The organism is Streptomyces kunmingensis, assembly GCF_039533535.1.
Classification (GTDB): domain Bacteria; phylum Actinomycetota; class Actinomycetes; order Streptomycetales; family Streptomycetaceae; genus Streptomyces; species Streptomyces kunmingensis.
The window spans coordinates 93,614-106,142 of record NZ_BAAATS010000018.1 but is presented as its reverse complement, the minus strand read 5'-3'; the positions used below and the strand labels follow the sequence as shown (position 1 = coordinate 106,142).

At 72.0% G+C, this 12,529-nt stretch carries 14 protein-coding genes; 2 read left to right on the top strand and 12 right to left on the bottom strand.

What is annotated here, in order from left to right:
• Window positions 1–34: 34 nt before the first annotated feature.
• The gene (locus tag ABD366_RS22120) at window positions 35–1,285 is read left to right on the top strand and encodes a styrene monooxygenase/indole monooxygenase family protein (protein ID WP_324766388.1); all 1,251 of its coding nucleotides are present in this window, start codon (window positions 35–37) and stop codon (window positions 1,283–1,285) included.
• Here the strand turns inward: ABD366_RS22120 and ABD366_RS22115 are convergent.
• The 5 genes from ABD366_RS22115 to ABD366_RS22095 all read right to left on the bottom strand — a co-directional run bounded on the left by ABD366_RS22115 (window position 1,282) and on the right by ABD366_RS22095 (window position 4,978).
• Window positions 1,282–2,454, bottom strand: a complete 1,173-nt coding sequence (locus tag ABD366_RS22115) for a C40 family peptidase (protein ID WP_344442312.1) — start codon at window positions 2,452–2,454, stop codon at window positions 1,282–1,284. The genes ABD366_RS22120 and ABD366_RS22115 overlap by 4 nt on opposite strands.
• Before the next feature lie 136 nt (window positions 2,455–2,590).
• On the bottom strand, window positions 2,591–2,863 hold the full coding sequence (locus ABD366_RS22110) for a hypothetical protein (RefSeq protein WP_324766386.1): 273 nt from the start codon (window positions 2,861–2,863) through the stop codon (window positions 2,591–2,593).
• A 47-nt stretch (window positions 2,864–2,910) separates the two neighbouring features.
• Window positions 2,911–3,243 (bottom strand): hypothetical protein, encoded by a 333-nt coding sequence (locus tag ABD366_RS22105; protein ID WP_324766385.1) that lies wholly within the window; start codon window positions 3,241–3,243, stop codon window positions 2,911–2,913.
• Between the two features lie 37 nt (window positions 3,244–3,280).
• Window positions 3,281–4,006: a TetR/AcrR family transcriptional regulator gene (locus ABD366_RS22100; RefSeq protein WP_324766384.1), complete on the bottom strand. Its 726-nt coding sequence runs from the start codon at window positions 4,004–4,006 to the stop codon at window positions 3,281–3,283.
• A 33-nt stretch (window positions 4,007–4,039) separates the two neighbouring features.
• Window positions 4,040–4,978: an AurF N-oxygenase family protein gene (locus ABD366_RS22095; RefSeq protein ID WP_324766383.1), complete on the bottom strand. Its 939-nt coding sequence runs from the start codon at window positions 4,976–4,978 to the stop codon at window positions 4,040–4,042.
• Between the two features lie 156 nt (window positions 4,979–5,134).
• On the opposite strand from ABD366_RS22095, the gene ABD366_RS22090 reads away from it, so the two are divergent.
• Window positions 5,135–6,241 (top strand): ferritin-like domain-containing protein, encoded by a 1,107-nt coding sequence (locus ABD366_RS22090; RefSeq protein WP_324766382.1) that lies wholly within the window; start codon window positions 5,135–5,137, stop codon window positions 6,239–6,241.
• A 39-nt stretch (window positions 6,242–6,280) separates the two neighbouring features.
• Here ABD366_RS22090 and ABD366_RS22085 read toward each other — a convergent pair whose 3' ends face one another.
• The 7 genes from ABD366_RS22085 to ABD366_RS22055 all read right to left on the bottom strand — a co-directional run bounded on the left by ABD366_RS22085 (window position 6,281) and on the right by ABD366_RS22055 (window position 12,526).
• On the bottom strand, window positions 6,281–7,753 hold the full coding sequence (locus ABD366_RS22085; protein ID WP_324766381.1) for a penicillin-binding transpeptidase domain-containing protein: 1,473 nt from the start codon (window positions 7,751–7,753) through the stop codon (window positions 6,281–6,283).
• Window positions 7,750–9,156, bottom strand: coding sequence for an FtsW/RodA/SpoVE family cell cycle protein (locus ABD366_RS22080; protein WP_324766380.1), 1,407 nt, complete (start codon window positions 9,154–9,156; stop codon window positions 7,750–7,752). Before ABD366_RS22080 ends, ABD366_RS22085 begins: the two co-directional genes overlap by 4 nt.
• Before the next feature lie 40 nt (window positions 9,157–9,196).
• The gene (locus ABD366_RS22075) at window positions 9,197–9,559 is read right to left on the bottom strand and encodes an SH3 domain-containing protein (protein WP_324766379.1); all 363 of its coding nucleotides are present in this window, start codon (window positions 9,557–9,559) and stop codon (window positions 9,197–9,199) included.
• A 159-nt stretch (window positions 9,560–9,718) separates the two neighbouring features.
• The gene (locus ABD366_RS22070) at window positions 9,719–10,984 is read right to left on the bottom strand and encodes an ATP-binding protein (RefSeq protein WP_324766378.1); all 1,266 of its coding nucleotides are present in this window, start codon (window positions 10,982–10,984) and stop codon (window positions 9,719–9,721) included.
• Window positions 10,981–11,745, bottom strand: a complete 765-nt coding sequence (locus ABD366_RS22065) for a hypothetical protein (RefSeq protein ID WP_324766377.1) — start codon at window positions 11,743–11,745, stop codon at window positions 10,981–10,983. Before ABD366_RS22065 ends, ABD366_RS22070 begins: the two co-directional genes overlap by 4 nt.
• A 154-nt stretch (window positions 11,746–11,899) precedes the next feature.
• Window positions 11,900–12,220, bottom strand: a complete 321-nt coding sequence (locus tag ABD366_RS22060) for a hypothetical protein (protein WP_324766376.1) — start codon at window positions 12,218–12,220, stop codon at window positions 11,900–11,902.
• A gap of 168 nt (window positions 12,221–12,388) precedes the next feature.
• Window positions 12,389–12,526, bottom strand: coding sequence for a hypothetical protein (locus ABD366_RS22055; protein WP_344442308.1), 138 nt, complete (start codon window positions 12,524–12,526; stop codon window positions 12,389–12,391).
• Between the last annotated feature and the right edge of the window lie 3 nt (window positions 12,527–12,529).

Here is a 12,529-nt window from a genome sequence, read left to right as displayed (position 1 = left end):
ATCCGTAAGCCAGTCACCAGTTAGAGGCAGCCGTATGTCGCGGAAGATACTCGTCGTCGGAGCCGGTCAGTCCGGTCTCCAGTTGGCCCTGGGGCTCCAGTCCCACGGCTACGAGGTCACCCTGATGTCCAACCGCACCGCCGACGAGGTCCGCTCCGGGCGGGTCATGTCGACGCAGTGCATGTTCCACACCGCGCTCCAGCACGAGCGCGACCTCCAGCTCAACTTCTGGGAGTCGCAGGCCCCGAAGATCGAGGGCCTCGGCGTCTCCGTCGCCGCCCCCGGCTCCTTCGACCCCGGCCCCTCGCAGCGCGCCATCGACTGGGTCGGCAAGCTCGACGGTTTCGCCCAGTCCGTCGACCAGCGCGTGAAGATGGCCGGCTGGATGGAGACGTTCGCCCAGCGCGGCGGCCAGCTCGTCATCCACGGCGCGGCCGTCTCCGACCTGGACTACTTCGCGCGTACGTACGACCTCGTGCTGGTCTCCGCGGGCAAGGGCGAACTCGTGTCGATGTTCGGCCGCGACGCCTCCCGCTCCCCGTACAGCGAGCCGCAGCGCGCCCTCGCCGTCGCCTACGTGCACGGCCTCGCCGTCCGCCCCGAGCACCCGGACTTCGACGCGGTCCGCTGCAACCTCGTGCCCGGGGTCGGCGAGCTCTTCATCATGCCGACGCTGACGACGTCCGGCCGCGCGGACATCCTCTTCTGGGAGGGCGTCCCCGGCGGCCCGCTCGACGCGTTCAAGGGCGTCAAGGACCCCTCCGAGCACCTGGCGCTGACACTGGAGCTGATGGAGAAGTTCGTGCCCTGGGAGTACGCGCGCGCCACGAAGGTCGAGCTGACCGACGCCAACGGCACGCTGGCCGGCCGCTACGCCCCCGCCGTCCGCAACCCCATCGGCCGGCTGCCCGGCGGTGGCGCCGTCCTCGGCGTCGCGGACGTGGTCGTCGCCAACGACCCGATCACCGGGCAGGGCTCCAACTCGGCCTCCAAGTGCGCGGCCTCCTACCTCGCCTCCATCGTCGAGCACGGCGACAAGCCGTTCGACGAGGAGTGGATGCGCACGGCGTTCGACCGGTACTGGGACACCGCGCAGCACGTCACGAAGTGGACGAACGCGATGCTCGGCCCGCCGCCGGAGCACGTCCTCGACCTGATCGGCGCGGCCGGCCGGCTCCAGCCGGCCGCCGACCGCTTCGCGAACGGGTTCAACGACCCGGCCGACTTCGAGAACTTCTTCTACGAGCCCGAGAAGACGTCCGCGTACCTGGCCTCGATCAGCTAGTCCCCGGCCTCCTGCGCCGGGTCGTCGTAGCCCGCGTCGCCGCCCGACATGGCGCCGCGCGGCAGCGAGGGCGGCCGGTATCCGGTCATGGGCTTGGCCCCCGGATCCGGCCGCACCGCTCCGAGCAGCGGGTTCGCGGCGATCGGCGACACCTTCACCCGCGCCCCGGGCCGCGGCGCCTGCACCACCTTGCCGTTGCCGAGGTACAGCGCGACATGGGTGGCCTTGGGGAAGTACACGACGAGGTCGCCCGGCCGCAGCCGGGACAGCGGCACCCGCGGCAGCGTGGCCCACTGTTGCTGCGACGTCCGCGGGATCTTCCGCCCCGCATGCGCCCACGCCTGCGAGGTGAGCCCGGAGCAGTCGAAGGAGCCCGGTCCCTCCGCGCCCCACTCGTAGGGCTTGCCGATCTGCCGCACGGCGTACGCGAGCGCGGCGCCGCCCGCCTTCGACGGTGCCCGGGCGGCCGAACCGAGCGCCCCCGACGTGACGAGAGCCCGCTGCGCGTCGGCCGCCCCGGCGTCCTCCAGGCGGGCCAGGTCGGCGAGCTGGTCGGACGAGAGCGACGCGAGCAGCTCCTCGACCTCCTTCAGCCGCCCCCGTACGGTGTCCCGTTCCTTCTTCCGCTGCGCCGTGAGCCGCAGCTGCCGGTCGAGCGTGGCCCGGGCCTCGGTGGCGAGCCCGTCGGCCTTCTTCTCGTCGCCGGTCAGCCGGTCGACGGTGGCCTGCTGGTCACGGGCGGCCCGCTGGACCACGTGCCCCTGGTCCAGGGCATGCTGCGGATCACGGGCCAGGAGCAGCCGTACGTAGGGGGAGATCTGGCTGCGCCCCTGGTACTGCGCCCGCGCGAGGCGGCCCGCCGCCATCCGGCTGCCGTAGAGCGTGCCGCGCGCCGCGGCGAGCTTCCCGGCGAGGGACTCGGCCTCCTCGCGGCGCTCCCCGAGCTCCTCCTCCGTCGCGTTGTACGTCTCGGTGGCCTCCTCGGCCTCCTGGTACAGCGTCTGAAGCTCCGTCAGCAGCCCGGCGACGGACTGCCCGCCTCCCGGCCCCGACCCCGGCCCCGACCCCGGCCCCGACCCCGGCTCCGGGGCCGCGCCCGCCGTGCCCGGCGCCGCCACCGCCCCGGCGACGGCCGCCGCACACACCCATCGCACCAGCCTGCCTGACACCTCATCACCTCCGGTGCGGGCCGGCCTCCGCGTCCCGCACCGTGAACATGAACAGACAGACATCCCGCTGACGCGGCGGACTGCTCGGTTCGGCCCAACCCCGCCACTCCTGCGGTGGGCACCCGGCGAGCCTCCGTCACGCGTCGCGTTTCTTCGACCACGGCCACTTGACGCTCCGCTCGACCTTCCCGTCGGGCACGAACGCGTACCGCCACTTCTGCACGAGCCGCACGGCCTTCCCGTCGGGTACGGGCTCACGCACGTACACCAGCACGGTGTCGGGCCCGCCACCCGCGTCCGGCACGGGCACCTTGTACACCTTGGGCGGATTGCCGGTGGCCGTCACCAGAACAGGCAGCGACCGCCCGTCGAGGGGCCCGCCGACAAAGGGAATGTCTTCGCTCTTCACGGCGTGATTGTCGCGCACAGGCCGCACCGGCCGCCCCAGGCGCCGGATCAGCCGTCCAGGCGGGCGGCCCGCTCCCTGAGCTCCTCCGCGTGAGTGTCCCAGTCGGGGCCGAAGGAGAGCAGGTCGGCCGCCGCCTCCCGCAGAAGCTCCGCGTCGTCGGGGCGCTGGAGGCAGGCCAGCCGGAAGGCGAGGTTGCGGGCCCAGACCGGCATGGCCATCCAGTCCTCGGCCACCGCGCCGCGCAGCGCCGGAAGGATCTCCTCGGGAGTGGCGAACGTGATCTGCTCGATGAAGTCCCGAACGGGCTCGGGAACGCGCGGGCCGTCCTCCCGCCCGGTCGAAGCGATCAGGTCCCGCACCGGCTGTGTCAGGTCAGGCATGATCCGTTTTCGTCGTGTTCCGTCGCCCCGCCGTACGTCACAGCAGATGCGCCGCGTCGCTCACCACCGGCAGCACCCGCCGTGCCAGTGCGCCCACCGGGCCCTCGGGGGTCTCCAGGGAGAGGGCGCGGCGGACGACCTGGGCCGTCTCGGGGTCGCGGCCCGCCGTCGCCGTGAGTACGGCCATGAACTGGTCGACGAGGCCGTCGCGCAGCTCGTCCAGCGGGGGCTGCTTGTCCTCGTCGAGCCAGATGAGGGAGGCCGCCTCCACCGCCGTGATCCACATGCGGACCGTCATCCGCAGCCGCGGGCCCGGCGCGGAGACGGACAGATGGCTGAGGATGTGCTCGGCGGCGGCCCGCCGGACCCCGTCCACGATCGCCGTCGTCCGGGAGGTCTCCACGACGCTGCCGCCCTGGAGCAGCGCCGCGAAACCCATGTCGTGCTGGTCGACGAAGGCGAGATAGCGGTCGAGCGCGCGGGCGAGGCGGGTCGTCAGGGAGCCCGCGGCCGGCTCGGCGAAGCACTGTTCCAGCACGTCGGCGGCGGAGCGGAGCGCGGCCTCGTACAACTGCTGCTTGCCGCCCGGGAAGTAGCGGTAGACGAGCGGCCGGGAGACGCCCGCGGCCTCGGCCACGTCGTCGAGCGAGACCTCCTCGGGGGCCCGGTGCGCGAACAGGGACAGTGCCGATTCGAGCAGCTGCGCCCGCCGCTCCTCGACGCTGAGCCGTTTGTAGGCGGGCGTGCCGGTTGCCGACGTCATGGCGCGAGCGTATCCGTCCCCCCGCCGTCCGCGTCAGGCCAGAAGGCCCGAGGACTTCCACAGCTGCCGGCCCACACCCCGCAGCACGCCGATGTCCTCCAGGAAGTCCGTGAGCCGCTTCGCGCCGGTCTGCATGATCTCCCGGCGGTGGCCGCTCGCCCTGACCTGGGCGACGGCCACCCTCTTGTCGAGCCCGACGTTCGTGTAGACCTCGGGGTTGATGAAGGCCTCCGAGAAGACACGGGCGAACTCGCCCGAGGTGAGGCGGGTGAACTCCCGCGACCAGCGCGGCGCCGTCACCATCTGACGCCGCAACTCCTCGCGCGCGTAACGGACATGACGCGCCTCCTCGACCACGTGGATGCGGGTCACCCCGCGGACGAGGGTCTGGACGCGCTCGTCCGGGAAGGTGAGCCGCTGCATCCAGTCGAGGATCTCCTCGCCGAGCAGCGTCGCCGTGAACGAACCGGGCGTGGTCGAGATGGTCTTGAAGAGGCGGCCCAGGGCGTGGTGGACGGGCGCCACCGGGTAGTGCGGGGTCTCACCGCGCGTGATGAGCCGCGCGAACATCTTGGAGTGCCGGCACTCGTCCTCGATCTCGGTGAGGGCGTACCGGACGTGCGCGCTCGTGGCCGCCTTGTCGTACACGTGCCGCACGAGCAGCTGCATCAGGATCAGTTCGAACCAGATGCCGAGCGAGGCGAGCGCCGCCGCCTCGTGCCGGGACAGGTCGATCCGCTGCTCCTCGCTCATGCGCCGCCACAACGGGGTGTCGTACAGCGAGACCAGCTCCGGCGGCCAGAACCACTTGCCGTCCTCGAACGGGGCGTCCCAGTCCAGCTCCTTGTCCGGGTCGAAGGAGTGCTTGGCGGAGGAGTCGAGCAGCCGCTCGGCCACCTGCTCCCGGTCCTTGAGCAGACCGAGCGCGTCACGCAGCCCTTCCAGCGCGTCGGCTTCCGACATGGTCGTCATCGCTGACTCCCCATCCTTGTAGTTCGGACCTGTGGTTCGGAATTACCAGCAGTCACACGGGTGCCTCCCACTTATGAGACTGCCTGTCAGTAAGGGCGTCAATCCCTTGCGCACCACTTGTTGACCCCGCGTCTACTACCGTGTGAGCCTGCCGGTATGTCGACGCATGAGCTGTACACCAGGGCCCCCAGCGAGCCCAACTGGCAGATACCGTCGGCCAGTTCGGCTCGCTTCAGCTGGGATTACGACGACGGGCGCGACCGCCTGCTCGCCCTCTACCAAAAGGGCAAGGACAAGCAGTGGGACGGCGCCAAACGCATCGACTGGGAGCTGGAGGTCGATCCCTACGACCCCCTGGGCACCCCGGACGAGGCGATGTCCCTGTACGGCACGCCCCACTGGGCGAAGATGACGGAGAAGGACAAGGGCGAACTGCGCAAGCACTACGCATCCTGGCAGTTCAGCCAGTTCCTGCACGGGGAGCAGGGCGCGATGGTGTGCGCGGCGCGCATCGTCGAGTCCGTCCCCGACCTCGACGCCAAGCTGTACTCGGCGACCCAGACCATGGACGAGGCGCGGCACGCCGAGATCTACGGCCGCTTCCTCCACGAGAAGATCGGGATGCTCTACCCGATCAACGACAACCTCCAGGCCCTGCTCGGCGACACGCTCAGCGACTCCCGCTGGGACATGCCCTACCTCGGCATGCAGGTCCTCATCGAGGGTCTCGCGCTCGCCGCGTTCGGCATGATCCGCGACACCACCGACAAACCGCTGCCCAAGCAGATCCTCGCCTACGTGATGCAGGACGAGGCCCGCCATGTCGCCTTCGGGCGGATGGCGCTGCGCGACTACTACAAGCAGCTCAGCGACGCCGAACTGCGCGAACGCGAGGAGTTCGTCATCGAGGGCTGCTACCTGATGCGCGACCGGCTGCGCGGCGTCGAGGTGCTGGAGGACTTCGGCATCCCGAAGGCGCAGGCCGACGAGTACACGGAGCAGTCCGAATTCCTCGCGCTGTTCCGGCAGTTGCTGTTCTCGCGGATCGTGCCCTGCGTCAAGGACATCGGCCTGTGGGGCCCGCGGCTCCAGCAGGCCTACGTCGACATGGGCGTCTTCGAGATGGGCAACTCCAACCTCGACGCGCTGATGAACCAGGACGAGGAGATCGCCGAGAAGCTCGACGCCGAACGCTTCGCGGCGGAGGAGCACGAGCGGGTCGCGGAGGTGGAGGCCGCCATCAGAGCGGGCGCGGAGGACTGACCGTCCGGCTCTGCACGGCGTATCCGGCGTGCGGCGCGTTCACCGGTCGGAGGAGTCGAGCACGGCCCGCATCACCGACCGGGCGATCGGCGCCGCGCTGCCGCCGCCGCTGATGTCCGCCCGGTTCGCCGCCGCGTCCTCCACCACCACGGCGACCGCCACCTGCGGTGAGGACGCGGTGCGGGCCTGGGCGTAGGAGAGGAACCAGGCGTACGGGACGCCCTCGTTGTTCACGCCGTTCTGCGCGGTGCCGGTCTTGCCGCCCACCGTCGCCCCGGAGATCCGCGCGTTCGTGCCCGTGCCCCGCTCCACGACGTCGACCATCATCCGCTGCAACGCGGTCGCCGTGTACGGCGACATGGCCTGCTTGTACGTCCTGCTGCCGGTGGTGGCGACCGTGGAGCCGTCGGCGGCCGACGTCCGCTCCACCAGATACGGGGACATCAGCGTCCCGCCGTTGGCCACGGCCGCCGCGACCATCGCCATCTGCAACGGCGTGGCGGCGGTGTCGTACTGGCCGATGGAGGAGAGCGCGAGCTGCGACTGGTTCATGTCGGTGTCGAAGTTGGACTTGGCGGCGGTCATCGGGATCCTGAGGCCGCTGTCGTTGAAGCCGAACTTCTCCGCCGTCCTCACCATGCCGGAGAGGCCCACCCGCACCCCGAGGTCGGCGAAGACGGTGTTGCAGGAGACCCGCAGCGCGTACTCCAGGCTCGCGTTCTCGCAGGCGTCGGACGAGGACTCGTTGGTCAGCCGGGTCGTCGTGCCCGGCAGCGTGTACGGGGAGGGGGTGTCGGTCTTCGCGCCGGTGCCGTCGACGACCTCGTTCTCCAGCGCGGCCGCGGCCGTGACCACCTTGAACGTCGAACCAGGCGGATACGTCTGCCGGATCGCCCGGTTGAGCATCGGCCGGTCGGGATCCGCGGTCAGCTTCGACCACGCGTCGGTCGCTGCCCGTCCGGTGCCCGCGATGTCGCCCGGGTCGTAGGACGGCGTGGAGACCAGCGCCAGGATCTTCCCGCTCGACGGCTCGACCGCCGCGACCGCGCCCTTCCGCCCGCCGAGCCCCGTGTACGCGGCCTGCTGCGCCGCCGGGTCGAGGGTGGTCTCGGCGCGCCCGCCGGGCTCCTGGGAGCGGGAGATCTCGTTCCAGAAGGGGATCGTGGCGAGCATCGGGTCGGTACCGGAGAGGACGTCGTCCTCGGCGCTCTCGACGAACGTCGTGCCGTACGTCTGCGAGGCGTATCCGGTGACGGGGGAGTAGAGCGGGCCGTTCTTGTACGTGCGCTCGTAGCGCAGGGACTGCCCGGTGTCCTTCGACCCGGTGACGGTCCTGCCCCGCACGAGGATCTCGCCGCGCGGCTGGCCGTACCGCTGGATCGTGGCGCGGCGGTTGGCCGCGTTGTCGTCGAGGGAGCCGGCCTCGAAGACCTGCACGCGGGCCGCGTTGAGCAGCAGCGCGACCAGCAGCAGCAGGCAGAAGGCCGAGGCGCGGCGGATGTACTTGGTCACGAGGCGGCCTCCGCCGCGGCCGGGGTCTGCGCGGGGGCCTCGGGCGGCAGCGAGCCGCGGGCCCGGTCGCTGACCCGGACGAGGATCGCGACGATGACCCAGTTGGTGACGAGGGACGAGCCGCCCTGCGCGAGGAACGGCATGGCCATACCGGTCAGCGGGATGAGCCCCATCACGCCGCCCGCGATGACGAACACCTGGAGGGCCACGATCGAGGCGAGCCCGATGGACAGCAGCCGGCCGAAGGGATCGCGCAGCGCGAGGCCCGCCCGGTAACCCCGCTCCACGAGCAGGGCGTAGAGCAGGAAGACCGCGGTCAGTCCGACCAGGCCGAGCTCCTCGCCCGCCGTCGCCAGGATGAAGTCGGACTTGGCGGCGAACCCGATGAGGATCGAGTGGCCGAGACCGAGCCCGGTGCCGAGCATCCCGCCGGCCGCGAACGCGAAGAGGGACTGGGCGAGTTGTGTGGCTCCGTCGCCCGCGTCGATGGAGGCGAAGGGGTGCAGCCAGTCCTCGACGCGGCTGTGCACATGGGGCTCGAACGACGCGACGACGAACGCGCCGGCCGCGGCCAGCACCAGACCGATCGCGATCCAGCTCCCGCGGCCCGTGGCCACATACAGCATCACGATGAACAGGCCGAAGAAGAGCAGCGAGGTGCCGAGGTCGGTCTCCAGGACCAGGACGCCGACGCTGATCAGCCAGATCGCGAGGATCGGCGCGAAGACCCGCATCGTCGGCAGCTGGAGCTTCCAGAGTTTCCTGCCGGTGTACTTCAGAGCGGTGCGGTTGGCCGCGAGATAGCTGGCGAAGAAGACCGCGAGCAGGATCTTGGCGAACTCGCCGGGCTGGATGGAGAACCCGCCGATCCTGATCCAGATCCGGGCGCCGTTCACCGCTGGGAAGAAGATCGGCAGGATCATCAGGATCAGGGCCGCGACGACACTGAGGTACGCGTACCGCTGGAGCACCCGGTGATCGCGCAGGAACAGGACGAACACGATGAACAGGCCCACGCCGAGCGTCGACCAGACCAGCTGCGTGGGGGCCGCCTCGTCGCTCGGGGTCTCCAGGTCGAGGCGGTAGATCAGGACCAGACCGAGGCCGTTGAGCAGCACCGCGATGGGCAGCAGCAGCGGGTCCGCGTACGGGGCGCGGAAGCGGACGGCGACGTGGGCGAGGAGCGCCAGCACGCCGAGCCCGGCACCGTACCCGGCGGCGTCGGGCGGCACCGCGTCGTTCTTGGCGAGCCCGACGTGGCAGTACCCGTAGACGCTGAGCAGCACGGCCAGGAGGATCAGCGCGAGCTCGGTCCCCCGGCGCCGCGGGACACGTACGGCGGGTACGGACGGCGGCGCCTTCTCGCCCGCCTGCTTTCCCGCCGCGCCCGTGGAACCGGTCATGGCGGGAACGTAGCAAGCCCGTCCGCGATATCCGGTTATGTCAGCACCAGCGGGGCGCGGCGCCGATGTTGTCGATGTACTTCGCCGCACCCCAGGCCCAGGTGCCGTCGGTGAGCTGGTACCAGAGGCGGTTGCCGCCCACGGCCTGGCCGCTCGTCTTGCAGAAGATGTGGACGATCGCGCGGTACGGCTCCGTGCGGATGACGCGGCTGCCGCGGGTCGGGGAGTCGCGCAGCAGCAGCCCCGACTTGGCGGTGACGCGGCCCTTGTAGACCCGCGGACGGTTGTCGGCGCCGCCCGTCGCGTCGTCGGAGAGGGCGAGGGCGGGGGACGCGGTGGCGGCGAGCGCCGCGAGGGCGACGACGGCCGCGCCGAGGCGGGCGGTGACAGTCCGTGCGATCACAGGAGGCTCCTGGGCGAAGGTGGCCCCTGACCAGGGCCTTTCCCCCACCTAATGCGCCGGACGGGGGATGCGCACGGCGACGGACGCCGCCAGGGTGACCGGACCCTGCTCTGCGCATGCAGAGGTGGGTTCGCTCCGAGGGGCGGTTCCCCTCAACGCTCAGAGGGCCGGGTCCTCGTAGGGGAGTGTCAGCGTGGCCAGGGCGCCACCGTCCGGGGCGTTCGCGAAGCGCAGCCGCGCGCCCAGGATCTCGGCCTGCCCGAGCGCGATGGTCAGGCCGAGCCCGTGCCCCCGCGCCCCGCCCTCCGTACGGAACCGCTGCGGCCCGTGCTCCACCAGATAGTCCGGGTAACCGTCGCCGTGGTCCCGCACCGTGATCACCGGCCCGTCGACCGTGAGCTCGACGGGCGGACGGCCGTGCCCGTGCGCGTTGGCCACGAGGTTGCCGAGAACGCGCTCCAGGCGGCGCCGGTCCGTCACCACGCACACATCCCGGACGACGACGACGGTGGTCGCGGCGCCGGTGCCGGACGCCCGGAGCACCCGCTCGGCCACCGGCCCCAGCCAGGTGTCGTCCAGTTCCACGCGCTCGCTGCGCGCGTCGAGGCGGGAGATCTCCAGGAGGTCCTCGGTGAGCGTGCGCAGCGCGGCGACCCGGTCGCGCACCAGCTCCGTCGGCCGGCCCGGCGGCAGCAGCTCCGCCGCGGCGTGCAGACCGGTCAGCGGCGTCCGCAGCTCATGGGCGACGTCGGCGGTGAAGCGCTGCTCGGTGAGGATCCGGCCCTGCAAGGACGACGCCATGCTGTCGAGCGCGCCGGCCACGGCGGCGACCTCGTCCTGGTGGCGGCCCGGGTCCCCGGTCCGGGGATCGTCGACCCGGGCGTCGAGCGCGCCCGCGCTGATCCTGCGGGCCACCCGGGCCGTCGTGTGCAGCCGCCGCGTCACCCGGGTCACCGCGAACGCGCCGACCAGCAGCGTCGCCCCGATGGCCAGCGCCGACGAGCCGAGGATCGCCTGGTCGAGGCCGTCGATGGTGCGGGCCCCCTGCGAGTAGTCGATCCGCACCGCGAGCGCCTTGCCGCCCGCCGCCGGGCCCGCCGCCCACATCGTGGGGCGCTGGTCATGGCTGCCGACCATCGTGCCGCGCTCCCCGCTCACCGCGAGGGCGCGCAGCGAGGCGGGCAGCTCCGGCGGATCGAGGGAGGCGCCGGGGCCGAGCCGCCCGCCGGCCCGGAACGCCTCGGCCGCCTCGTCGAGCCGGGACAGCGCCCGCTCGCGGGCCTCGCGCACGGTCTGATCGGTGACGGAGACGTGGACGAGGATGCCGAGCAGCGCGGCGAGCGCACAGCAGATCACCGCGAGGAACGCGGCGGCCTTCCACGTCAGCGACGCGGTCCAGGCGGGCAGCCGCGGCCGGCGCCTCACGAGCCGCTCGTCGGCGACGGTGCGGCCGCGGCCGACGGGGACGCGGAAGGGGCGGCGGGAGAGGCCGAGGGCGGGGGCGTCGGGTCCTCGGACGGCGTCTCCGGGACGGGGGTCGTCGGCGGCCCGGTGCGCACGATCTCGTCGCGCGTCGGCAGCATCGCCCGCTGATGACTGTCGTACGACCACGAGGTCCGGTACTCGTAACCGGACAGGTCGGCGACCGCTCGCACCACCAGGCTGCGATCGGCAAGCTGGACGCTGATGACGGCGTCCTCGTCGTCCATGATCTGGGTCAGCTTGCCGTCCGCGTACATGTAGACGCGCACCACGAGCTGCCCCTTCGGCGCCCGTACGCCGACGACCATGTCCGCCTTGCCGTTGCCCGTCAGGTCCGCGTAGTAGGTGTGCAGCACCGGGCAGCCGGGCCCTTTCGGCCCCGGGTCGCCGCAGTCGGGCAGGCCCTTCTCGACCTCTTCGTACGTGTCCGGGTCGGCAGCGGCCTGGGCGCGGATCACGGCCACCGGGTTCACCTTGCGCAGATCACCGTCCGGTACCGCGACACCCTTGACCACCTGGGTCTCGCCCGCGCCGTAGTCGTCGGCGGGCGCGGACGCGGGGGTCATCGACGGCCACAGATGCCGCGGGCCCACCGCGGTCGGGGTCGGGCCCGCGCCTTCGAGCCCGCCGCTGTCCCCGCAGCCCGCGAGGAGCAGGGCGGCCAGCCCCGCGAGGACCGGAAGACCGAGGCGCCTGGGCGTCACTGCACTCCTGCCTGCCGGCCGATCTGCCACGAAGATCACGTTCGCGCGCTCCGCACACCCTGTTTCGCGCTACGGACACCTTGCTACGGACACCTTGCTACGGACACCTTATGGGGAGGGAAGTCCTTTTTATCGACCGGGCGGCGCTGCGGGCTCAGCCGTCGGCGCGGCCCCGGCGGACCGTGGAGTACACGAGCCCCGCGGCACCGGCGGCGGCCATCGCGCCGCCCGCCACCAGGAAGTACGGGTTGGCCGAGATGTCGTCCGAGGCGGCCCGGGTCGCCGGGCGCTCCTGGGGAACGGGCTCCGCGCCCGTCTCGGCCGCCGTCGACACTGTGGCGTGGATCGCGGCGTGGGCGGGTTCCTGGGCGTGGGCGGGGGCGTGAGCGTCCGCGAACGCGGCGGTCGGGACCAGCACCGCGCCGCCGAGAGCGGCGGTGATCACGGCGCTGCGGAGGAGGGCGGGGCGGCGCATGGCGGGTCCGATCGCTGGGGGCGTGTGTCGCGGGCTGTCTGTCTCGGGCCGTGTGGCCACGGGCCGCGTGTCTCGAACGGTGTGTCCCGGGCTGTGTGCCGCAGGCCGTGTGTCTCGGGCTCTGTCTCCCGGGTCCCGGGCCGACCCCCTCACCGTAGGAGCCGGGCATCACGGCAACTCGGCGGCTGTGTAACAGCGGGCCGTCGCTCTGCGCCCGATGCGGTGAACGCCGCCCCTCGCGACGCCGCCGGACAGCATGCCGGGCATGCGGGCCTTCTTGCCCTGCGGCGGGCTTGCTGCTCCCATGGT